Annotated in this window: 21 protein-coding genes; 15 read left to right on the top strand and 6 right to left on the bottom strand. The window is 69.7% G+C overall.

From position 1 onward, the window contains the following. The first annotated feature begins 2 nt into the window (after positions 1-2). From uvrC to H563_RS0100905, 9 genes are all read left to right on the top strand, one after another. Positions 3-1,919 carry an excinuclease ABC subunit UvrC gene (uvrC, locus tag H563_RS0100945; RefSeq protein ID WP_022880755.1) on the top strand — a complete coding sequence of 639 codons (1,917 nt, stop codon included), beginning with the start codon at positions 3-5 and terminating at the stop codon, positions 1,917-1,919. A gap of 16 nt (positions 1,920-1,935) precedes the next feature. Then, positions 1,936-2,811: an RNase adapter RapZ gene (rapZ, locus tag H563_RS0100940; protein WP_022880754.1), complete on the top strand. Its 876-nt coding sequence runs from the start codon at positions 1,936-1,938 to the stop codon at positions 2,809-2,811. 21 nt (positions 2,812-2,832) lie between these two features. Beyond that, on the top strand, positions 2,833-3,810 hold the full coding sequence (gene whiA / locus H563_RS0100935; protein ID WP_022880753.1) for a DNA-binding protein WhiA: 978 nt from the start codon (positions 2,833-2,835) through the stop codon (positions 3,808-3,810). 84 nt (positions 3,811-3,894) lie between these two features. Beyond that, positions 3,895-4,521 (top strand): superoxide dismutase, encoded by a 627-nt coding sequence (locus H563_RS0100930; RefSeq protein ID WP_022880752.1) that lies wholly within the window; start codon positions 3,895-3,897, stop codon positions 4,519-4,521. A 111-nt stretch (positions 4,522-4,632) separates the two neighbouring features. Beyond that, complete coding sequence (gene gap / locus H563_RS0100925) at positions 4,633-5,637, top strand: type I glyceraldehyde-3-phosphate dehydrogenase (protein WP_022880751.1); 1,005 nt, start codon at positions 4,633-4,635, stop codon at positions 5,635-5,637. Positions 5,638-5,656: 19 nt separating this feature from the next. Further along, positions 5,657-6,880, top strand: coding sequence for a phosphoglycerate kinase (locus H563_RS0100920; RefSeq protein WP_022880750.1), 1,224 nt, complete (start codon positions 5,657-5,659; stop codon positions 6,878-6,880). Beyond that, positions 6,877-7,668: a triose-phosphate isomerase gene (tpiA, locus tag H563_RS0100915; RefSeq protein ID WP_022880749.1), complete on the top strand. Its 792-nt coding sequence runs from the start codon at positions 6,877-6,879 to the stop codon at positions 7,666-7,668. Before H563_RS0100920 ends, tpiA begins: the two co-directional genes overlap by 4 nt. A gap of 73 nt (positions 7,669-7,741) precedes the next feature. Then, complete coding sequence (secG, locus tag H563_RS0100910) at positions 7,742-7,987, top strand: preprotein translocase subunit SecG (RefSeq protein WP_022880748.1); 246 nt, start codon at positions 7,742-7,744, stop codon at positions 7,985-7,987. Positions 7,988-8,036: 49 nt separating this feature from the next. After that, on the top strand, positions 8,037-8,402 hold the full coding sequence (locus H563_RS0100905) for an RNA polymerase-binding protein RbpA (protein WP_022880747.1): 366 nt from the start codon (positions 8,037-8,039) through the stop codon (positions 8,400-8,402). 390 nt (positions 8,403-8,792) lie between these two features. Here the strand turns inward: H563_RS0100905 and pgl are convergent, their stop codons facing one another. From pgl to tkt, 6 genes are read right to left on the bottom strand one after another with little or no spacing between them, the layout of a single operon-like run. Continuing rightward, positions 8,793-9,566, bottom strand: coding sequence for a 6-phosphogluconolactonase (gene pgl / locus H563_RS0100900; RefSeq protein WP_027478942.1), 774 nt, complete (start codon positions 9,564-9,566; stop codon positions 8,793-8,795). A gap of 46 nt (positions 9,567-9,612) precedes the next feature. After that, positions 9,613-10,554 carry a glucose-6-phosphate dehydrogenase assembly protein OpcA gene (locus tag H563_RS0100895; RefSeq protein WP_022880745.1) on the bottom strand — a complete coding sequence of 314 codons (942 nt, stop codon included), beginning with the start codon at positions 10,552-10,554 and terminating at the stop codon, positions 9,613-9,615. Next, on the bottom strand, positions 10,551-12,092 hold the full coding sequence (zwf, locus tag H563_RS0100890; RefSeq protein ID WP_027478941.1) for a glucose-6-phosphate dehydrogenase: 1,542 nt from the start codon (positions 12,090-12,092) through the stop codon (positions 10,551-10,553). Before zwf ends, H563_RS0100895 begins: the two co-directional genes overlap by 4 nt. 10 nt (positions 12,093-12,102) lie before the next feature. After that, entirely contained in the window at positions 12,103-13,716 is a 1,614-nt protein-coding gene (locus tag H563_RS0100885; protein WP_022880743.1) for a glucose-6-phosphate isomerase, read from the bottom strand. Further along, positions 13,713-14,831, bottom strand: coding sequence for a transaldolase (gene tal, locus H563_RS0100880; protein WP_022880742.1), 1,119 nt, complete (start codon positions 14,829-14,831; stop codon positions 13,713-13,715). Before tal ends, H563_RS0100885 begins: the two co-directional genes overlap by 4 nt. A gap of 32 nt (positions 14,832-14,863) precedes the next feature. Continuing rightward, positions 14,864-16,972 carry a transketolase gene (tkt, locus tag H563_RS0100875; protein ID WP_022880741.1) on the bottom strand — a complete coding sequence of 703 codons (2,109 nt, stop codon included), beginning with the start codon at positions 16,970-16,972 and terminating at the stop codon, positions 14,864-14,866. A 259-nt stretch (positions 16,973-17,231) separates the two neighbouring features. Between tkt and H563_RS0100870 the strand changes: the two genes are divergently transcribed. From H563_RS0100870 to sufC, 6 genes are all read left to right on the top strand, one after another. Beyond that, complete coding sequence (locus H563_RS0100870; protein ID WP_022880740.1) at positions 17,232-18,155, top strand: heme o synthase; 924 nt, start codon at positions 17,232-17,234, stop codon at positions 18,153-18,155. After that, the gene (locus H563_RS14365) at positions 18,155-19,129 is read left to right on the top strand and encodes a COX15/CtaA family protein (protein WP_155864942.1); all 975 of its coding nucleotides are present in this window, start codon (positions 18,155-18,157) and stop codon (positions 19,127-19,129) included. Before H563_RS0100870 ends, H563_RS14365 begins: the two co-directional genes overlap by 1 nt. Before the next feature lie 143 nt (positions 19,130-19,272). Then, complete coding sequence (gene sufB / locus H563_RS0100860; protein WP_022880738.1) at positions 19,273-20,691, top strand: Fe-S cluster assembly protein SufB; 1,419 nt, start codon at positions 19,273-19,275, stop codon at positions 20,689-20,691. Positions 20,692-20,693: 2 nt separating this feature from the next. Next, the gene (gene sufD / locus H563_RS14360; protein WP_022880737.1) at positions 20,694-21,845 is read left to right on the top strand and encodes a Fe-S cluster assembly protein SufD; all 1,152 of its coding nucleotides are present in this window, start codon (positions 20,694-20,696) and stop codon (positions 21,843-21,845) included. Then, positions 21,846-22,175, top strand: coding sequence for a non-heme iron oxygenase ferredoxin subunit (locus tag H563_RS0100850; protein WP_022880736.1), 330 nt, complete (start codon positions 21,846-21,848; stop codon positions 22,173-22,175). 2 nt (positions 22,176-22,177) lie between these two features. After that, positions 22,178-22,969 carry a Fe-S cluster assembly ATPase SufC gene (sufC, locus tag H563_RS0100845; protein ID WP_022880735.1) on the top strand — a complete coding sequence of 264 codons (792 nt, stop codon included), beginning with the start codon at positions 22,178-22,180 and terminating at the stop codon, positions 22,967-22,969. Positions 22,970-22,973 lie beyond the last annotated feature (4 nt).

The following is a 22,973-nucleotide window of genomic DNA, read 5'->3' as shown; positions in this document are numbered from 1 at the left end:
CCATGGCGAGGCAGACCACGCAGACCGTCCCGTACCGGCCGAAGACGGGCGAGATCCCCACCCGGCCGGGCGTGTACCGGTTCCGCGACGCCTCCGGCCGGGTGCTGTACGTCGGCAAGGCGAAGAACCTGCGCGCCCGGCTGCAGAACTACTTCCAGCCGCTGTGGAACCTGCACGAGCGCACCCGGCGCATGGTCACCACCGCGGCCGGCGTGGACTGGACGGTGGTCGGCAACGAGTTCGAGGCGCTCGCGCTCGAGTACACCTGGATCAAGGAGTTCAACCCGCCGTTCAACGTCGTCTTCAAAGACGACAAGACCTACCCGTACCTCGCCGTGACCCTCGGCGAGGAGGTGCCGCGGGCGATGATCACCCGCAACCGGCGCGACAAGACGGCGCGCTATTTCGGCCCGTACACGAAGGTGTGGGCGATCCGCGAGACCCTCGACCTGATGCTCAAGGCGTTCCCGATGCGCTCCTGCTCGCCCGGCGTGTACCGCCGCGCCGAGCTCACCGGCCGCCCCTGCCTGCTCGCCGACATCGGCAAGTGCGTCGCCCCCTGCGTCGGCCGGGTGACGAAGGAGGAGCATCGGGAGGTCGCGAACCAGTTCGTCGACTTCATGTCCGGCAGCGACCAGCGCTACCTGCGCGAGCTGACCCGCGAGATGCAGCAGGCCTCCGCCGAGCTGAACTTCGAGTCGGCCGCCCGCTACCGCGACCGCATCCAGGCGCTGACCGCCGTGATGGAGAAGACCGCCGTCGTGCTGCCCGACAACGTCGACGCCGACGTGTTCGGCATCGCCGACGACGAGCTGGCCGCGTCGGTGCAGCAGTTCATCGTGCGCGGCGGCCGCATCCGCGGCGTGCGCAGTTGGGTGCTCGACAAAGAGCTCGACCTCGAGCGCGGCGAGCTGGTCGACACGGTGCTGCAGAACGCCTACGACGCCGACTTCACCCCGCCCCGCGAGGTGCTCGTGCCCGAGCTGCCCGACGACGCCGAGGCGCTCGAGCAGTGGCTCACCGCCCGCCGGGCCGAGAGCGTCGAGGCGAACCGCGGCGGCCGGGTGCAGCTGCGGGTCGCGCAGCGCGGCGAGAAGGCCCAGCTGGCCGCCACCGCCGAGCTGAACGCGAAGGGCGCGCTCGCCCTGTACAAGACCCGGCGCTCGGCCGACTTCACCACGAGATCGCAGGCGCTGAACGACATTCGCGACGCGCTCGGCATGACGGATGCCCCGCTGCGCATCGAGTGCTACGACGTCTCGCACCTGCAGGGCACCAACGTCGTCGCCTCGATGGTCGTGATGGAGGACGGACTGCCGCGCAAAGACCAGTACCGGCGCTTCTCCATCCCCGAGACCACCGACGACACCGACTCGATCTACCAGGTGCTCACCCGACGCCTCGCCTACCTGAAGGACGAGGCCGCCGCCCCGGTCGCCGAGCGCGACGACGAGACGGGGGAGACCCGCCGCAAGAAGTTCGCCTACGCCCCTCAGCTGCTGCTCGTCGACGGCGGCCAGCCGCAGGTGAACGCCGCCAAGCGCGCCCTCGACGAGTCCGGGGTGACCGGCATCCAGCTCGCCGGGATCGCGAAGCGCCTCGAGGAGATCTGGCTGCCCGACAGCGACTTCCCGGTGATCCTGCCGCGCAACTCCGACGCGCTGTTCCTCATCCAGCGCATCCGCGACGAGGCGCACCGCTTCGCCATCACCTACCAGCGCAGCCGCCGCAAGCGCGACATCTCCACCGTGCTGGGCGAGATCCCGGGCCTGGGGCCGTCTCGGGTGAAGCAGCTGCTCGGCCACTTCGGCTCCGTGAAGCGGCTGCGCGAGGCATCCGTCGACGACATCGCCGCCGTGCGCGGGCTCGGCCCGTCGCTGGCCGCGGCGGTCCACGACGCCCTGCACGCGGGCGACTAACGCCTAGGCTGGTGCCGTGACGGCCCCTGAACCGCTGCAGGATGTCCTCATCGTGACCGGCATGTCCGGCGCGGGCAGGTCGACCGTGGCACACGCCCTGGAAGACCTGGACTGGTTCGTCGTCGACAACCTGCCGCCGCAGATGATGCGGCCGCTGCTCGACCTCGCCTCCGCCTCCAGCGGCACCACCTCGCGGGTCGCTATCGTGGTCGACGTGCGCGGCCGGGACTTCTTCCGCGAACTGCAGGATCTGCTGCCGCAACTGCACGACGACGTGCGGCTGTCGGTGCTGTTCCTCGACGCCTCCGACGCGACCCTCGTGCGCCGCTTCGAGTCGGTGCGCCGGCCGCACCCGCTGCAGGGCAATGGCACGATCCTCGACGGGATCATGGAGGAGCGCACCCGGGTCGGCCAGCTGCGCGAGTACGCCGACCTCGTGCTCGACACGACCGACCTCAACGTGCACCAGCTCACGAACGCCGTGCACGAGCGGTTCGCCTCCGAGCAGACCCCCGGGGTGTCGGTGACGCTGTCCAGCTTCGGCTTCAAGTACGGCCTGCCATCCGACGCCGACATGGTCGCCGACGTGCGCTTCCTGCCCAACCCGTACTGGCAGCCCGAGCTGCGCCCGTTGACCGGTCAGGACGGCGCGGTGCGCGACTACGTCTTCGCGCAAGACGGCGCCCTGGCCTTCATCGACGCGTACCGGCAGGCGCTGAGCGTGGTGCTCGCCGGGTACCAGCACGAGAACAAGAGGCACGCGATGATCGCGGTAGGCTGCACTGGCGGCAAGCACCGCTCGGTGGCGATCGTCGAAGAGCTCGCACAGCGTCTCGCCGAGCTTCCGGGCGTGGCCGTCAACGTGAAGCATCGCGATCTCGGCCGAGAGTGACGTCCGGCCTGAAGGGACACCATGGCACTCACCGCGGACGTGAAGGACGAACTGCTCTCCGTCGAGGTCGGCAAGACCACCGTACGATCGGCTGAGCTGGCCACCATCCTTCGCCTCGCGGGCGGCCTGCACGTCATCTCCGGGCGCATCGCCGTCGAGAGCGAGCTCGACAGCCCCCAGCTCGCCCGCCACGTGCGCAAGGCCATCGCCGAGATCTACGGCGTGCGAGCGGATGTCACGGTGATCGCCGCGGGAGGCTCGCGCCGCTCCGACCAATACCTGGTGCGGGTGCTCGACGGCGGCGAAACCCTCGCCCGCCAGGCCGGGCTGCTGGACGCCCGACGCCGCCCCATCCGCGGCCTGCCGAACCGGCTCACCACGGGGTCGAAGGAGGACCTGGCCGCCGTGTGGCGCGGCGCCTTCCTCGCCGCCGGCTCCCTCACCGACCCGGGCCGCTCGGCCGCGCTCGAGATCACGACCCCGGGCAACGAGACCGCGATGGCCCTCGTCGGCGCCGCGGGGCGCCTCGGCGTCGCCGCCAAGGCCCGCGAGGTGCGCGGCGTGCACCGCGTCGTCATCCGCGAGGGCGAGGCGATCAGCGCCATGCTCGCCGCGATGGGCGCCCACGAGACCGTGAAGAGCTGGGAGGAGCTGCGCCAGCGCCGCGAGGTGCGCGCCACCGCCAACCGGCTCGTCAACTTCGACGATGCCAACCTGCGCCGCAGCGCGCAGGCCGCGGTGGCCGCCTGCGCGCGCGTCGAGCGGGCCCTGGAGATCCTCGGCCCGGACCTGCCCGAGCACCTGCGCTACGCCGGTGAGCTGCGGCTCAAGTACCGCGACGCGAGCCTCGACGAGCTGGGGCACCACGCCGATCCGCCGATGACCAAGGACGCGGTGGCGGGACGCATCCGTCGCCTGCTCGCGATGGCCGACAAGCGCGCCTCCGACCTCGGCATCCCGGGCACGGAATCGAACCTGCCGGCCGACCTCGACGCGTGAGCGCGGGGCCCGGAATAGTCCTTAGCCGAGGGCGGTAATGCTCACTAGAGTGAAAACGTCGCTCAACCCGTAAGGAGTATGTGAATGGCTGAATACACGCTCGTCGATCTGCCCTACGACTACTCGGCTCTCGAGCCGAACATCTCGGGCCGGATCATGGAGCTCCATCACGACAAGCACCACAAGACCTACGTCGACGGTGCGAACACCGCGCTGGCCAAGCTGGCCGAGGCGCGCGACGGCGGCGACCTGACCTACGTCAACAAGCTGCAGAAGGACCTCGCCTTCAACCTCGCCGGCCACGTCAACCACACGGTGTTCTGGAACAACCTCTCCCCGGACGGCGGCGCGAAGCCCGAGGGCGAGCTCGCGGCGGCGATCGACGAGTTCTTCGGCTCCTTCGAGAAGTTCCAGGCGCACTTCACCGCCTCGGCCCTCGGCATCCAGGGCTCCGGCTGGTCGATCCTCGCGTGGGACTCGCTCGGCCAGAAGCTGATCATCGAGCAGCTCTACGACCACCAGGGCAACCTCGCCGCGGCGACCGTGCCGCTGCTGATGCTCGACATGTGGGAGCACGCCTTCTACCTCGACTACGTCAACGTCAAGGCCGACTACGTCAAGGCGTTCTGGAACATCGTGAACTGGCCCGACGTCGCGGCCCGGTTCGAGAAGGCCCGGTCGACCACTTCTGGCCTGCTGCTACTGTCGTAGCGGGATCGGCGGCCCGGCCGGTTTCCGCCGGCACGGGCCGCCGCTCAGCACTCCTTTCCCACCACCTGCGCCGGCTGCGTAAGGCCGGCGCCGAACCACTGGAGACCTTCCGTGCCTGTAAAGATCGGCATCAACGGGTTCGGCCGCATCGGCCGCAACTTCTTCCGCGCAGCCCTGGAGAAGGGCACCGACCTCGACATCGTCGCGGTCAATGACCTGACGGATGCGAAGACCCTGGCGCACCTGCTCAAGTACGACTCGATCCTGGGTGCGCTGGCCGAGGAGGTCTCCGTCGAGGGCGACTCGATCGTCGTCAACGGCAAGAGCATCAAGGTGCTCGCCGACCGCGACCCCGCCAACCTGCCGTGGGGCGAGCTGGGCGTCGAGATCGTCGTCGAGTCCACCGGGTTCTTCACCGACGGCGCGAAGGCGAAGGCCCACCTCGACGCCGGCGCCAAGAAGGTCATCATCTCCGCCCCGGCCAAGAACGAGGACGGCACCTTCGTCATCGGCGTGAACGAGCACACCTACGACCCGGCCAACCACCACATCATCTCCAACGCCTCCTGCACCACCAACTGCCTCGCGCCGCTCGCGAAGGTGTTCAACGACACCTTCGGCATCGAGCGCGGCCTGATGACGACGGTGCACGCGTACACCGCCGACCAGAACCTGCAGGACGGCCCCCACAAGGACCTGCGCCGCGCCCGCGCCGCCGCCCTGTCGATCATCCCGACCACGACCGGCGCCGCGAAGGCCATCGGCCTGGTGCTCCCCGAGCTGCAGGGCAAGCTCGACGGCTTCGCGCTGCGCGTGCCGACCCCGACCGGCTCGATCACCGACCTGACCGTCACCACCAAGTCCGCGGTGACCGTCGACGAGATCAAGGCCGCGTACAAGGCGGCGGCCGACGGGCCGCTGAAGGGCATCCTCGAGTACACCGAGGACGAGATCGTCTCGCGCGACATCGTGGGCAACCCGCACTCCTCGATCTTCGACGCGGGCCTCGTGCGCGTCATCGGCGACCAGGTCAAGCTGTCGGCGTGGTACGACAACGAGTGGGGCTACTCGCGCCGCCTCGTCGACCTCACCGACTACGTGGCCGAGCGCCTCTAGCCCGGCGCAGGGGAGAGCAGTGTCGCTTCGCACTCTGGAATCACTGGGCTCGCTCGCCGGCAAGAGGGTCGTGGTGCGCTGCGACCTGAACGTGCCGCTGAAGGACGGCGTCATCACCGATGACGGCCGCGTGCAGGCGTCCCTGCCCACCCTCAACGCGCTCATCAACCAGGGCGCCCGGGTCGTGGTGATCAGCCACCTCGGGCGCCCGAAGGGCGAGCCCGACCCGCAGTACTCGCTGGAGCCCGTCGCGCAGCGCCTGTCCGAGCTGCTCGGCAAGCCGGTGGTGTTCGCCGGCGACACCGTCGGCGACGCGGCGAAGGAGGCGGTGGACGGCCTGCAGGACGGCGACGTCGCCCTGCTCGAGAACCTCCGCTTCAACCCGGGGGAGACGAGCAAGGACGACGCGGAGCGCGCCGAGTTCGCCGGCCGGCTCGCGGCGTTCGGCGACGCGTTCGTGTCCGACGGCTTCGGCGTGGTGCATCGCAAGCAGGCATCCGTCTACGAACTCGCCCAGGCGCTGCCCAGCGCGGCCGGCCTGCTCATCGCCGCCGAGCTCGACGTGCTCGACCGGCTCACCGAGAACCCCGAGCGCCCGTACACGGTGGTGCTCGGCGGGTCGAAGGTGAGCGACAAGCTGGGCGTCATCGGCCACCTGCTGCCGCGCGTGGACGCGCTGTGCATCGGCGGCGGCATGCTGTTCACCTTCCTCGCCGCGCAGGGCCACAAGGTCGGCGCGAGCCTGCTCGAGGCCGACCAGATCGACACGGTGCGCTCGTACCTCGCGAAGGCCGACGAGCTGGGCGTCGAGATCGTGCTGCCGAGCGACGTGGTCGTCGCCGAGGCGTTTTCAGCGGATGCTGCGCACGAGGTGCGGCCCGCAGACGACATCGAGGGCTCCCCGTGGGGGGAGAAGGGCATCGGGCTCGACATCGGCCCCGAAACGGCGGCGGTGTTCGCCGCCAAGATCGCCGGGGCTCGAACGGTGTTCTGGAACGGGCCGATGGGCGTCTTCGAGCTCGCGCCCTTCGCGGCCGGCACGAAGGCGGTCGCCCAGGCGCTGACCGAGGTCGACGGTCTCGCGGTCGTCGGCGGCGGCGACTCGGCCGCCGCGGTGCGGGCGCTCGGCTTCTCCGACGAGCAGTTCGGGCACATCTCGACCGGCGGCGGCGCGAGCCTCGAGTTCCTCGAGGGCAAGGCGCTGCCCGGCCTCGAGGCCCTCGGCTGGGAGCCCGCCTCGTGACCGAGGCGCAGCGCACGCCGCTGATCGCCGGCAACTGGAAGATGAACTTCGACCACCTGCAGGCGATCGCGTTCGTGCAGAAGCTCGCGTGGATGCTCGGCGACGCGAAGCACGACTTCGACGACGTCGAGGTCGCGGTGTTCCCGCCGTTCACCGACCTGCGCAGCGTGCAGACCCTCGTGCAGGCCGACAAGCTGCCGATCGCGTACGGCGGCCAGGACCTGTCGACGCACGCGCTCGGCGCGTACACGGGTGAGATCTCCGGCCGGTTCCTCAAGAAGCTGGACTGCACCTACTGCATCGTCGGCCACTCCGAGCGACGCTACCGGCACGTGGAGAGCGACGAGACCGTCGCCGCGAAGACCAAGGCCGCGCTGGAGGCGGAGCTGGTGCCGCTGATCTGCGTCGGCGAGACCGCGAAGGACCTCGAGCGCCACGAGCCGAGCGCGGTGCCGGCCAACCAGCTGCGCGGCGCCCTGCTCGACGTGAAGCCCGGCACCGACTTCGTGGTCGCCTACGAGCCGGTCTGGGCGATCGGCTCGGGGGCGCCGGCGACGCCCGAGCAGGCGCAGAACGTCGCATCCGTGCTGCGCAGGGTCATCGCCCAGAGCCTCGACGAGGAGACGGCGGCGAAGACGCGCATCCTGTACGGCGGGTCGGTGAAACCCGACAACATCGTCGGCTTCATGAAGTGCCCGGACATCGACGGGGCGCTGGTCGGCACGGCGAGCCTCGACGTCGACGCGTTCGCTTCGATCGTGCGCTACAAGAAGCACGCCACCTACTGAAGCCCCCGTATACTGGCAGACGGTGCCACGGCCCGTGTCGCGGCCCACCCGAAGCTTCGAAAGGCCCGTCATCGTGCAAATCCTCCAGGTCGTGCTGCAGGTGCTCCTCGGCATCACCAGCCTCCTGCTGACCCTGTTGATCCTGCTGCACAAGGGCCGCGGCGGCGGCCTGTCCGACATGTTCGGCGGCGGCGTGACCTCCAGCCTCGGCGCCTCGGGAGTGGCCGAACGGAACCTGAACCGCATCACGGTGATCCTCGGCCTGATCTGGGTGATCTGCATCGTCGTCCTCGGCCTGATCACCAAGTTCACGGCCTGACCCGGGTCTCGCACACCCGTCGACATCGACCGAACAGCTAGGAGGAGCAATGGTTTCCGGAGGCAGCGCCATCCGAGGGTCCCGCGTCGGTGCGGGCCCCATGGGGGAGCAGGACCACGGCCACCACGCCGACCGCATCGCGGTCTCGTACTGGGACGCGCTCGGCAACGAGACCGTCCGCTACTTCGCCGCGAACCTGCCGGAGGAGGAGATCCCCGAGATCATCGACTGCCCGTCGTCGGGTCTGCCCGCCGGACGCGACAAGGCGAACCCGCCGGCCGTGGCGAAGAACGAGCCGTACAAGACGCACCTGGCCTACGTGAAGGAGCGCCGCACCGAGGAAGAGGCGGCGCAACTGCTCGAGGAGGCGCTGCAGAAGCTGCGCGAGCGCCGCGGCACGGTCGCGAGCTCCTGACCAGTGAACACGAAGAAGGCCCCGCTCCGGCGGGGCCTTCTCGTATCTCGGCGGCTCCCATTGTGGGATGTCGCGCGGCGGAGGGAACCTGCCGCATAGTTGGTGCATGGCCCCAGGCCCACGTCGACGCAGTCTCGCCAGATGGTGGCGCGAGATGACCCTGGTTCCGCGGGTCTTGTGGCTGGGACTCGCCGGCGGAGCGGTTGCCGGAGCCCTCTTCGGCTTCGGGGTGGAAATCTTCTGGTATCACCAGCCCGCGCTCGTGGATTCGCCGCCGCGATTGCGGCAGACGCCGTCACGGGCGCACTTTTTTCGCGCAGACGTGCGCCCTGGCCAGAATCAGCCGCTTTCATGGCGGCCATGCAGCGGCTGACTTGCCGCGAGCACAGCTCAGTACGTGTCGGCGATGAGGTTCTCGGGAACCTCCGCCGCGGCGTCCTGATCCACGAAGTACACGGTGCGGCGCCGCCCCTTGGCGCCCGCCGCCGGAACCTCGGTGTAGGACGCGCCGGCGAGGGCGAGCCCGAGCGCGGAGGCTTTGTCGGTGCCGGACAGCACCAGCCACACGCGCTCGGAGGAGTTGATCACGGGACGCGTCAGCGAGAGCCGCTCGGGGGGCGGCTTCGGCGAATTGCGCACGGCGATGACCGGCGCATCCGTCACCCTGATGCCCGCCATCTCGGGGAACAGCGACGCGATGTGTCCGTCAGGGCCGACGCCGAGGAAGGTGATGTCGAAGCGCGGCCACTGGCCGCCGTCGGGGGAGAAGCGGGCCAGCTCCTCCGTGTACCGGGCGACGCCCTCCTCGAGGGTGTCGACCTCGTCGCTGGCCGCGAAGGCGTGGATGTTGCCCGCGGGCACCGCGATGTGGTCGAGCAGGGCCTCGCGCGCCTGCAGCTCGTTGCGTTCCGGGTCGCCCTTCGGCACGAACCGCTCGTCGCCCCACCAGAAGTGCACCTTCGACCAGTCGACGGTGTCGCGGGCGGGGGAGGCGTTGACGGCCGCGAGCGAGGCGATGCCGATCGTGCCGCCCGTGAGCACCACGTGCGCGTCGCCGTAGTCCGCGATGATGTCGGAGGTCTTGGTCAGGAACCGCGCCGCGACCGAGGCGGCGAGTGCTTGCTTGTCCGGGTGTACAAGCACCCGCCGTTCGGTGGTCGTCATCGTCTGGTGGAACTCCTCGGGTCTCGCTTCGAGCGTCACGCCCACTCTACTGTTCGAGCAGAGCAAGGCCCTTCGTGATCACCTGGCCGTAGAGCTCGTCGGGGTCGAGGCGGCGCAGCTCCTCGGCGAGGCAGTCGCGCAGCCCGCGGCGCGGCAGCGCCAGGTCGTGCGTCGGCTGGCCGGGCTGCTTGAGCGTGGCCACATCGGGCACGTCGCGCTCGAGCTCGATGTCGCCCGAGGGGCGGCGCAGGCGCACGCCGTGGATGCCGCTCGAGCCGTTCGCCCGCGTGGTGATGCCGTGGTTCACCGGCGCGTCCAGCGCCATGCGCAGCCAGGCCGCGAGCAGCACCGTCGAGGGCGAGTCCTCGGCGCCGGTGACCTCGATCTCGCTGACCGGCTCGTACGGCGGCTGGTCGAGGGCCGCGGCGAGCTGGGCCCGCCAGAGCGTCAGACGCGTCCAGGCGAAGTCGGTGTCGCCGGGGGCGTAGGTCTTCGCGTTGTGGCGGATCGCGGCCGCCGGGTCGGGCTGGGTCGAGGCATCCGTGATGCGGCGCGTGGCGATGCGGCCGAGCGGCGACTCCGAGACGACCTCGGGCGTCTCGCCGGGCCACCAGGCCACGACGGGGGCGTCGGGCAGCAGCAGCGCCGTGACCAGGCCCTCCTCGTCGTCGCCGACGGCGCCGTACGCGCGCAGGATGATGACCTCGCTGGCGCCGGCGTCCGCGCCGACGCGGATCTGCGCGTCGAGCCGGTCACCGACCGTCGAGGACGGCGCGTCGGCGCCCGCCTTCGAGATCACGATGACGCGCATCGGATGCTCGCGCGAGGCGTCGTTCGCGGCCTCGATGGCCTCTTCCTCTTCGCCCAGCGTGGTCGAGATGACCAGGGTCAGCACGCGGCCGAGGGTGACCACGCCGCCCTCGTCGCGGATCTTGACCAGCGCCTTGGCGACGCCGTTGGTGGTGGTGTCGGACAGGTCGACGATCATGGACGCCTCCAGCTGCGGCCGTCGCGGGCCAGCATCTCATCTGCGGACTTCGGACCCCAGGAGCCGGGCTTGTACTGCTCCGGCTGCCCTTGGGTCGCCCAGAACTCCTCGATCGGGTCGAGGATCTTCCAGGAGAGCTCGACCTCCTCGTGCCGCGGGAACAGGGGCGGGTCGCCGAGCAGCACGTCGAGGATGAGCCGCTCGTATGCCTCGGGGCTCGCCTCGGTGAACGAGTGGCCGTAGCCGAAGTCCATGGTGACGTCGCGCACGACCATGCCCGCGCCCGGCACCTTGGAGCCGAAGCGGATGGTCACGCCCTCGTCGGGCTGCACGCGGATCACCAGCGCGTTCTGACCGAGCGCCTGGGTCTGCGCGCCGCCGAAGAGCTGCTGCGGGGCGCGCTTGAACACGACCGCGATCTCGGTGACGCGGCGGCCGAGCCGCTTGCCGGTGCGCAGGTAGAACGGTACGCCGGCCCAACGGCGGGTGCCGATCTGGAGCTTGATGGCCGCGAAGGTCTCGGTGGTGGAGTGCGGGTCCATGCCCTCCTCCTCCAGGAATCCGAGCACCTTCTCGCCGCCCTGCCAGCCGCCCGCGTACTGGCCGCGCGCGGTGGAGGCGGCGAGATCCTCAGGCAGGCGGACCGCCGCGAGCACCTTCTCCTTCTCCGCCCGCAGGTCCTTCGCGTCGAAGGAGATGGGCTCCTCCATCGCCGTCAGGGCCAGCAGTTGCAGCAGGTGGTTCTGGATGACGTCGCGCGCCGCGCCGATGCCGTCGTAGTAGCCGGCGCGGCCGGCCACGCCGATGTCCTCGGCCATGGTGATCTGCACGTGGTCGACGTAGTTCGCGTTCCAGATCGGCTCGTACAGCTCGTTGGCGAAGCGCAGGGCCAGGATGTTCTGGACCGTCTCCTTGCCGAGGTAGTGGTCGATGCGGAACACCGAATCGGGCGGGAAGACCGACTCGACGACGTCGTTCAGCTCGCGCGCCGTCTTCAGGTCGCTTCCGAACGGCTTCTCGATCACGACGCGGCGCCACTGGCCGTCGCGCTGCTCGGCGAGGCCGGACTTCTTCAGCTGCTCGGTGACGAGCGGGAACGCCTTCGGCGGGATGGACAGGTAGAAGGCGTGGTTGCCGCCCGTGCCGCGCGTCTCGTCGAGTTCGTGGATGGTGTCGGCGAGGCGCTTGAACGCCTCGTCGTCGCCGAACTCGCCCGGCACGAAACGGATGCCCTGCGCCAGCTGCTTCCACACCTCGTCGTGGAACGGGGTGCGCGCGTGCTGCTTGACCGACTCGTACACGACCTTCTCGAAGTCCTGCCCCTCCCAGTCGCGGCGGGCGAAGCCCACGAGCGCGAATCCGGGCGGCAGCAGGCCGCGGTTGGCCAGGTCGTACACCGCCGGCATCAGCTTCTTGCGGGACAGGTCGCCCGTCACGCCGAAGATGATGAGGCCGGAGGGACCTGCGATGCGATTGAGCCGCTGATCGGAGGGCAACCGCAACGGGTTGAACTCCTTGGTGATCTCCACCGGGGACATTGAACTCGCTTTACTCGTTGATCGCGCCGAACAGGGTGGCGACGTTCGCCTCCGGGTCGGTCAGGGTGAGGGTCAGCACCGGGCGGCCGTGTTCGGCGAGCACGGCGGCGTCGCCGCCGGCCTGCGCCTGGATGAGCTGGCCGAAGGTGAACGGCCGGTCGGGGATCTGCAGGTCCTGCGCGGGGGTGGCGGTGATCTGCAGGAAGACGCCGACCGCCGGGCCGCCCTTGTGGAACTGGCCTGTGGAGTGCAGGAAACGCGGACCCCAGCCGAAGGTGACCGGGCGGTGGGCGCGTGCCGCGAGCAGGTCGCGGACGCCGGCGAGCTGCGGCAGGGCGAGCCGGTCGACGTACGCCTGCACGGCCACGTACCCGTCCGCGCCGAGCTGGCCGAGGAGCGCCTCGATCGCGCCGCTCAGCGTCGTCGCATCCGCCAGCAGGCCGTCGGTGGCGCGCACCTCGATGCCGTCGGCGACGAAAGCCGGCGCCACGGGCTCGGGCGTCTGGTCGAGCAGGGCGCGGGCCGCGGCCTTGGCCGCCTCGACGTCGGGCTGGTCGAACGGGTTGATGCCGAGCAGGCGCCCCGCGACGGCGGTCGCGAACTCCCAGACCACGAACTGCGAGCCGAGCGAGCCGGACACGAGGATCTCGCCCTCGTGGCGCGCCGACGGGAACAGGTGCAGCTGCGTGGCGTCCTCGACGATGCGCACGACCTGCAGGTCGGCGGGCTTCTCGTCGAGCTCGGGCGCCTCGGTGCCGAGCACGACCGGCAGCAGGCCGGTGCCGAGCTTGCCGGTGGATTCGGCGATCAGCTGCTCCGCCCAGTCGCCGAAGCCGACGAGCGGAGTGCCGTCGGAGACGATGCCGAGCTTGTTCTTCAGCGGCTTCGATCCGGCGATCGCGGCGCCGAGCACGAGGCCCGGGTTGCGCTCGTCGTCGATGGCGAGTTCGCGCAAAGCGGCCTCGGCCTCGACGAGCAGCTCCTCGAGGTCGACCCCGGCCAGGCCCGAAGGGACCAGGCCGAACGCGGTCAGGGCGGAGTAGCGGCCGCCGACGTTCGGGTCGGCGTTGAACACCGTGTACCCCTCGGCGCGCGCGCTGGAGTCCAGCGGCGATCCGGGGTCGGTCACGATGACGATGCGCTCGAGCGGGTCGATGCCGGCGTCGCGGAACGACTTCTCGTAGATGCGGCGGTGGCTGTCGGTCTCGAGCGTGGAACCCGACTTCGACGACACCACGACGGCGGTGGTCTCGAGGCGGTCGTTGATCGCCGCGAGCACCTGGCCCGGGTCGGTGGTGTCGAGGATCGTCAGCTCCACGCCGCGCGTGTTCGTGATGACCTCGGGCGCGAGCGACGAGCCGCCCATGCCGCCGAGCACGAAGTGGTTCACCCCGGCCGCGCGCAGCTTGTCGCGCAGCGCGTAGATCTCGGGGATCAGCGGGCGCGAGATGTTCACGGCGTCGATCCAGCCGAGGCGCTTGCTCGCCTCCGACTCGGCGTCGGGGCCCCACAGGGTCGGGTCCTGGGCGAAGATGCCCGACGCCACGAGGTCCTTCACGAGGGCAGGGAGAGCCGCGTCAACGGCCTCCTTCGCGGCGCCGCTGACGTGGATCTGGAAGCTCACTTCGCGGCCTCCAGCGAGGCCTCGAGCGCGCCCTGCACCGACTCGACGAGCTCGTTCCAGGAGGCGATGAACTTCTCCACGCCCTCCTTCTCGAGCACGGCGGTGACGTCGTCGTAGTCGACGCCCACCTTGGCCAGGCCGTCGAGCACGGCGTTCGCCTCGTCGTAGTGGCCGGTGATGGTGTCGCCCTCGACCACGCCGTGGTCGAAGGTCGCCTCGAGGGTCTTCTCGGGCATGGTGTTCACGACGCCCTTGGCGACCAGCCCGGTCACGTAGAGCGTGTCGGGCAGCGACGGGTCCTTGACGCCGGTCGAGGCCCACAGCGGGCGCTGCAGGTTGGCGCCGGCGGCGAGCAGGGCCTTGGCGCGCTCGGTGGCGAACTCCTGCTCGAACACCTGGTAGGCGAGCTGGGCGTTGGCGATGCCGGCCTTGCTCTTCAGGGCGAGGGCCTCGTCGGTGCCGATCGCCGCGAGGCGCTTGTCGATCTCGGTGTCGACGCGCGAGACGAAGAACGAGGCGACCGACTGGATGCCGGAGAGGTCGATGCCGTTGGCCTTGGCGGTCTCGAGACCGGTCAGGTAGGCGTTGATGACCTCGCGGTAGCGCTGCAGCGAGAAGATCAGCGTGACGTTGACGCTGATGCCCTTGCCGATCACGGCCGCGATCGCCTCGAGGCCCTCGACGGTGGCGGGGATCTTGATCAGCGCGTTGGGGCGGCCGACCTTCTTGGCGAGCTCCTCGGCCTGGGCGATGGTGCCCGCGGCGTCGTGCGCGAGGCCGGGCTCGACCTCGATCGACACGCGGCCGTCGACGCCGCCGGTGGACTCGAAGATGGGGGCGAAGATGTCCGACGCATCCGCCACGTCAGCGGTGGTCAGCTCGAAGATCGCCTCGGTGGCGCTCTTGCCGGCGCGGGCCAGCTCGGCCAGCTTCTCCTGGTAGCCCTCGCCCTTGCCGATGGCGGCGGCGAAGATGGTCGGGTTCGTCGTCACGCCGACCACGTTCTTCTCGTCGATCAGCTTCTTGAGGCCGCCGGAGGTGATCCGGGTGCGCGACAGGTCGTCGAGCCAGATGCTGACGCCGGCTGCGCTGAGTTCCGCGGTAGGAGTAGTCATGTCGGTTTCTTCTTTCCTTGAGATCTCTCGGGTCACAGCGAGGGGGTCAGCGCCGCGAGCGATTCCTTCGCGGCGGCGACGACGGCCTCGGTGGTGATGCCGAACTTCTCGAACAGGGTCTTGTAGTCGGCCGAGGCGCCGAAGTGCTCGATCGAGACGATTCGTCCCTTGTCGCCCACCCAGCTGTGCCACGGCATGGCGATACCCGCCTCGACCGCGACACGTGCGGTGACGGATGCCGGGAGCACCGCTTCCTTGTACTCGTCGCTCTGCTCGGCGAACCACTCCTGGCTCGGCACCGACACGACGCGCGCGTTGACGCCCTCCTTGGCCAGCTCGGCGCGGGCGTTCACGGCGAGCTGCAGCTCGCTGCCGGTGGCGAGGATGATCACGTCCGGGGTGCCGTTCGGCGCCTCGGCGAGCACGTACGCGCCCTTGCCGACGAACTTCGCGGAGGCGAAGGTCTCACCGGAGGCCTCGCCCTCGCCGCGCTCGAAGGTCGGGATGTTCTGGCGGGTCAGCGCGATACCGACCGGGCCGTCCTGGCGCTTCAGGATCTCGAGCCAGGCGTACGCGGTCTCGTTCGCGTCGCCGGGGCGCACGACCGCCAGCTGGGGGATGGCCCGCAGCGCGGCGAGGTGCTCGACCGGCTGGTGCGTCGGGCCGTCCTCGCCGAGGGCGACGGAGTCGTGGGTCCAGACGAAGATCGAGGGGATCTTCATCAGCGCGGCGAGGCGCACGGCCGGGCGCATGTAGTCGGCGAACTGAAGGAAGGTGCCGCCGAAGGCGCGGGTCTTGCCGTGCAGCACGATGCCGTTCAGGATCGCGCCCATCGCGTGCTCGCGGATGCCGAAGTGCAGGATGCGGCCGTAGGGGTTGCCCTGGCCCCACTCGGGAGTGGTGATCGAGGCGGGCAGGAAGGAGCCACCGCCCTCGATGGTCGTGTTGTTCGACTCGGCCAGGTCGGCCGACCCGCCCCACAGCTCGGGCAGCCGGCCCGCGAGCGCGTTGATGACCTTGCCGCTGGCGGCGCGGGTCGAGACGTCCTTGCCGGCCTCGAAGGCGGGCAGCGCGGCCTCGAGGTCCTCGGGCAGCTCGCCCGCCTCGAGACGGTCGAACAGCGCCTTGCGCTCGGGGTTCGCCGCGGCCCAGGCGTCGAACGCCTGCTGCCACTCGGCGCGCTGCTGCTTGCCGCGCTCGACGGCCTTGCGGGTGTGCGCCAGCACCTCGGGGTCGACCTCGAAGCTCTTCTCGGGGTCGAAGCCGAGCACCTTCTTGATCGCGGCGACCTCCTCGGCGCCCAGCTTCGAGCCGTGCACCTTGCCGGTGCCCTGCTTGGTGGGGGCGGGCCAGCCGATGATGGTCTTGAGGATGATGATCGACGGCTTGTCGGTGACGGCCTTCGCCGCCTCGATCGCGTCGAAGAGCTCCTGCACGTCCTCCACGTACTCGCCGGTCTTCTTCCAGTCGACCGTCTGCACGTGCCATCCGTACGCCTCGTAGCGCTTGGCGGTGTCCTCCGACAGGGCGATGTCGGTGTTGTCCTCGATGGAGATGTGGTTCTTGTCGTAGATGACGACGAGGTTGCCGAGCTGCTGGGTGCCGGCGAGCTGGCCGGCCTCGCTGGTGACGCCCTCCTCGATGTCGCCGTCGCCGGCCATCACGTAGACGTAGTGGTCGAAGGGCGAGGTGCCGGGCGCGGCGTCCGGGTCGAACAGGCCGCGCTCGTAACGCTGCGCGTAGGCGAAGCCGACGGCCGAGGCGAGGCCCTGGCCCAGCGGGCCGGTGGTGATCTCGACGCCCTTGGTGTGCCCGTACTCGGGGTGGCCGGGGGTGAGCGAGCCCCAGGTGCGCAGCGCCTTGATGTCGTCGAGCTCGAGGCCGTATCCGCCCAGGTAGAGCTGGATGTACTGCGTCAGGGAGCTGTGGCCGATCGACAGGATGAAGCGGTCGCGGCCGATCCACTGGTCATCGCTCGGGTCGCGCCGCATGACCTTCTGCCAGAGCAGGTAGGCGGCGGGGGCCAGGCTCATGGCGGTCCCGGGATGCCCGTTTCCGACCTTCTCCACGGCGTCGGCCGCGAGGACGCGGACCGTGTCGACCGCCTTGTTGTCAATGGGATCCCATTGCAGAGCTGCCACTGAATTTGACCTTTCCCACTATTCGTGCGGGCGGGCCGTTCAGATCACCCGCCGCTATATCGGTTGTGCGCGCCGCAGACGTCTTCGGCACCCGCGGCGGTTCGCAGACTTCTCCCAGCCGTGAGGTCGGAGTGTTTTAGATGTCTGTGCGAAGCCCCGGAAGGCGAGCACTCTCAAGCATAGTCGCGCACGCGCCCCCGTTGGGGGTCGGCCCCCGTCATCTAGACTGAGGCGCGCAAGCCGACGTTACGAAGGAGCCATGGGGATCACCGTAGAGAGCCCGGTCGAGCGCCCCGAGCGCACCGGGCTGCGACGCAAGGCGCTCGCCTATGTCGCACTCACCAAGCCGCGTGTCATGGAGCTGCTGCTGGTGACCACGATCCCCGTGATGATCCTCGCCGCCGACGGCCTTCCGAACCTCTGGCTCGTGATCGCGACGGTCGTGGGGGGCGCCCTGTCCGCCGGCAGCGCCGCCGCGTTCAACATGTACATCGACCGCGACATCGACGCGGTCATGAAGCGCACCAAGAACCGGCCGCTGGTGACCGGTGAGGTCACGCCGCGCGAGGGCCTCGTGTTCGCGTGGATCCTCGGCGTCGTCTCCACGGTGTGGCTGGCGCTCACCACCAACCTGCTCGCCGCCGGCCTGTCCGTCGCGGCGATCCTGTTCTACGTCTTCGTCTACACGCTCTGGCTCAAGCGCCGCACCGCGCAGAACATCATCTGGGGAGGCATCGCCGGATGCTTCCCGGTGCTGATCGGGTGGAGCGCGGTGACCGACGGCCTGAGCTGGGCACCGTTCATCCTGTTCGCGGTCGTGTTCCTGTGGACGCCGCCGCACTACTGGCCGCTGTCGATGAAGTACCGCGACGACTACAAGCAGGTCGGCGTGCCCATGCTCGGCGTGGTGCGCGGCCGCGCCGCCGTCGGCCTGCAGGTCATCCTGTACGCGTGGGCCACGGTGGTCTGCTCGCTGCTGCTCGTGCCGGTCGCCCACATGGGCGTCGTCTACACCATCGGCGCCCTCGCGGCGGGCGGCTGGTTCGTCTACGAGACGCACCGGCTGTACCACCTGGCGATCCGGCACGAGGACGTGTCGCCGATGCGCGTGTTCCACGGCTCGATCACGTACCTGTCGATCCTGTTCCTCGCGGTCGCCATCGACCCGCTGATGCCGTTCTGATGGCGCTGCGCACCCCGCTCGGCTGGGCCGCCGACCGCTGGACCCTCTCGCCCCGCAGCCTGCGCTGGGCGACCACGGCCGCCCTCGTGGTGAGCATCCTGATCATCCTGACCGGGGGAGTGGTGCGCGTGACCGGCTCCGGCCTCGGCTGCCCCACCTGGCCCACCTGCGACGGCCAGTACGTCATCGATCCGATCTCGCCCGACCTGCACCGCATGATCGAGCAGACCAACCGCATGATCACCGGCTGCATCGTCGTCGTGGTCGGGTGGGTGATCGTCGCCGCGCGGCTGCAGAAGCCGCGGGTGCGCAGCATCACGAGGCTCGCCTGGAGCCAGTTCTGGCTCGTCGTCGCCAACGCCGTCATCGGCGGCATGAGCGTGCTGGCCGACCTCAACCCGTACGTCGTGGCCCTGCACTTCGTCACCGCGATCGCGCTGCTGACCACGACCGCGCTCACCTGGCACCGCGTGCACGAGCAGCCGACGGACTATCGGCCCACCGCCCGCGTCCGCGCCCTGAGCTGGTGGCTGATCGCGCTCACGACCGTGCTGGTCGTCGTCGGCACGCTCGTCTCCGGCTCCGGCCCGCACTCGGGCGACTCGAGCGACGTGCCGCGCATGGGCTTCGACTGGGTCGGCATCACGGTCGCGCACGCGGTGCTCGGCACGGCCACGCTCGCGCTGGGCGTCGTGCTGTGGCTGGCTCTCAGGGGCACGGATGCCGCGGTGCCGCGGCTGCGCGCCGCCGTGTTCGTCGTGGTGGTCGTCGCGCAGGCGCTCCTCGGCGTGGTGCAGTCCGTGACGCACCTGCCCGAGGCGCTGGTGGCGCTGCATCTGCTCGGCGCGGCGCTGGTGTGGGTGGGGGCGCTGCGGGTGCTGCTCGACGTGAATCCGACGCTGTTCCCGAGCGTGCACACGGCCCAGGCATCCGTCACGGCGGTTTCACCGGCGCCGCGCGCATCAGTTCTGTAGACTTTCCTGGTTCAGGGGTGCGCGGCGCGCGCCCGCCAGCCATCCGCACAATCGTCTACCGCGGGGGTCGACTCGTGACCTTCCGCAGCAGGGGACGAGCCGGTCTGATAACCGGTCACGGGCGGCAGTAAGCGAGGTTAGATATGTCAGACGTTCTCATCGACCGTCCTGAGCTCGAGGGCCTCGGCCAGTACGAGTTCGGCTGGTCGGACCCGGACGCCGCAGGTGCGTCCGCCCGCCGCGGTCTCTCCACGGAGGTCGTCAGCGACATCTCGGCTCTGAAGAACGAGCCGGAATGGATGCTGCAGCGGCGACTGAAGGCGCTCGACGTCTTCCGCCGCAAGCCGATGCCCACCTGGGGCGCCGACCTGTCGGAGATCGACTTCGACAACATCAAGTACTTCGTCCGCTCCACCGAGAAGCAGGCGACCAGCTGGGAAGAGCTGCCGGAGGACATCCGGAACACCTACGAGAAGCTCGGCATCCCCGAGGCCGAGCGCCAGCGCCTCGTCGCCGGCGTGGCCGCCCAGTACGAGTCCGAGGTGGTCTACCACCAGATCCGCGAGGACCTCGAGAAGCAGGGCGTGATCTTCCTCGACACCGACACGGCGCTGCGCGAGCACCCGGAGTTCTTCGAGGAGTACTTCGGCACCGTCATCCCCGCCGGCGACAACAAGTTCGCAGCGCTGAACACCGCGGTGTGGTCGGGCGGCTCCTTCGTGTACGTGCCGAAGGGGGTGCACGTCGAGATCCCGCTGCAGGCCTACTTCCGCATCAACACGGAGAACATGGGCCAGTTCGAGCGCACGCTGATCATCGCCGACGAGGGCAGCTACGTGCACTACATCGAGGGCTGCACGGCACCGATCTACAAGAGCGACTCCCTGCACTCGGCCGTGGTCGAGATCATCGTGAAGAAGAACGCCCGCGTGCGCTACACGACGATCCAGAACTGGTCGAACAACGTCTACAACCTGGTCACCAAGCGCGCCGTCGCCCACGAGGGCGCGACCATGGAGTGGATCGACGGCAACATCGGCTCGAAGGTGACGATGAAGTACCCGTCGATCTACCTGATGGGCGAGCACGCCAAGGGCGAGACCCTGTCCGTCGCCTTCGCCGGCCCCGGCCAGCACCAGGACGCGGGCGCGAAGATGATCCACATGGCGCCGTACACGCAGTCGTCGATCGTCTCCAAGTCGATCGCCCGCGGCGGCGGCCGCGCCGGCTACCGCGGCGAGGTGCGGGTCGACGCCAAGGCGCACCACTCGGCCAACACGGTGCGCTGCGACGCGCTGCTGGTGGACACGATCTCCCGCTCGGACACCTACCCCGCCATCGACATCCGCGTCGACGACGTGCAGCTCGGCCACGAGGCGACCGTCTCGAAGGTCAGCGAGGAGCAGCTGTTCTACCTGATGAGCCGCGGCCTGCCCGAGGACGAGGCGATGGCCATGATCGTGCGCGGATTCATCGAGCCGATCGCGCGCGAGCTGCCGATGGAGTACGCACTCGAGTTGAACAAGCTCATCGAGATGGGCATGGAAGGATCGGTCGGCTAAGAGTGAGCACCTACATCGAGACGGAGCCCAGCTTCGTTCCCGTCCAGACCCGCTCCGAGCGCCCGACCTCGTACGACCCAGCCGACTTCGATGCCCCCACGGGCCGCGAGGTGGACTGGAAGTTCAGCGACGTCGCGCGCCTCTCGCCGCTGTTCGAGGACGCCGACGGGGACCCGCAGGCGATCGACTACGAGATCGAGCCGGAAGCCTTCGTGCAGGCGCCCCTCGCGCCCGGCCAGGCTCCCCGCGGCGAGGCCTTCCACCCCGAGGACCTGCCCAGCGCGATCGCGTGGAAGCGCACCGCCGAGGCGCTGCACCTCGTCATCCCGGCGGGCCTCGAGACGCAGGAGCCCGTCCGCGTCTCGATCCGAGGGCTCGGCGCGCAGCTGCGCGGCCACGCGCACCTCGTCATCGAGGCGCAGGAGCGTTCCCGCGCGATCGTCGTGCTCGAGCACACCGGCAGCGCCCGCTTCGCCGAGAACGTCGAGGTGCTCGTGCGCGACCACGCCGCCCTCACCCTGATCACGGTGCAGGAGTGGGAGGACGACGCGATCCACGCGTCCGCCCACCAGGCCGTCATCGGCACCGGCGCGAGCCTCAAGCACGTCGTCGTCTCGCTCGGCGGCGCCGTGGTGCGGGTGAACCCGAGCGTGCGGCTGGCGGGCGAGCACTCGGAGGCGCAGCTGCTCGGCGCGTACTTCGCCGACGCCGGGCAGCACCTCGAGTCGCAGGTGTACGTCTACCACGAGGGCCGCAACACGAAGGGCCGCGTGCTCTACAAGGGCGCCCTGCAGGGCGCTAGCGCGCACACGGTGTGGATCGGCGACGTGCTGATCGGCCGCGACGCGGTCGGCACCGACAGCTACGAGCAGAACCGCAACCTGGTGCTCACCGACGGCGCCCGCGCCGACTCAGTGCCGAACCTGGAGATCGAGACCGGCGACATCGAGGGCGCCGGCCACGCGAGCGCCACCGGGCGCTTCGACGACGAGCAGCTGTTCTACCTGCAGTCGCGCGGCATCACCGAGGAGGAGGCCCGCCGCCTCGTCGTGCGCGGATTCCTCCTGGAGATCGTGCAGCAGATCGGCGTCGAGTCGCTCGCAGAGCGGCTCGCCCAGGCGATCGAGGCGGAGCTGTCCGGGGGTGCCAGCTAAGTGGCATCCGTCAAGGTCTGCGCGCTCGACGAGCTCGCGGTGAATCAGGCCAAGCGCGTCGTCGTCGACGGCGTGCCGATCGCGGTGGTGCGCGACGCCGACGACAACGTCTACGCCATCGGCGACACGTGCACGCACGGCGACATCTCTCTCTCCGAGGGCTTCGTCGAGGGCCAGACCATCGAGTGCTGGGCGCACGGCTCGCAGTTCTCGCTGACCAGCGGAAAGCCCCTCAATCTTCCGGCCTACGAGCCGGTCCCCGTTTTCGAGGTCGAGATCGCCGACGGCGAAGTGCTCATCGACCCGTCCAAGAAGAAGGAAAGCGTCTAGTCATGTCCGTTCTCGAGATCCGAGACCTCCAGACCACGGTGGAGACCGAGCAGGGCACCAAGCAGATCCTGCGCGGCGTCGACCTCACCGTGAAGACCGGTGAGATCCACGCCATCATGGGGCCCAACGGCTCCGGCAAGTCGACCCTCGCCTACACGATCGCCGGCCACCCGAAGTACACCGTCACCGGCGGCACGATCACGCTCGACGGCGAGGACGTCCTCGCGATGACCGTCGACGAGCGCGCCCGCGCCGGCCTGTTCCTGGCCATGCAGTACCCGGTCGAGATCCCCGGCGTCACCAACACCAACTTCCTGCGCACCGCGAAGACCGCGATCGACGGCGAGGCGCCGTCCATCCGCACCTGGTCGAAGGACGTGAAGGAGGCCATGACGCGGCTGCGCATGGACTCCTCGTTCGCGGCCCGCAACGTCAACGAGGGCTTCTCCGGCGGTGAGAAGAAGCGCAACGAGATCCTGCAGCTCGAGCTGCTGAAGCCCCGGTTCGCCGTGCTCGACGAGACCGACTCCGGCCTCGACGTCGACGCGCTGAAGATCGTCTCGGAGGGCGTGAACCGCGCCCACGAGGCGACCGACCTCGGCATCCTGCTGATCACGCACTACACGCGGATCCTGCGCTACATCAAGCCCGACTTCGTGCACGTCTTCGTCGCCGGGAAGGTGGCGGAGGAGGGCGGCCCCGACCTGGCCGAGCGCCTGGAGGAAGAGGGCTACGACCGCTACCAGGTCGCCGAGTCCGCGGCGGACGGCGCGGACGCCCTGAACGTAGGCTAGGGAC

The sequence above is a fragment of the Gryllotalpicola ginsengisoli DSM 22003 genome (assembly GCF_000419445.1).
In the GTDB taxonomy this organism is placed as follows: Bacteria; Actinomycetota; Actinomycetes; order Actinomycetales; family Microbacteriaceae; genus Gryllotalpicola; species Gryllotalpicola ginsengisoli.
This window is presented reverse-complemented; position numbering and strand designations above follow the sequence as displayed.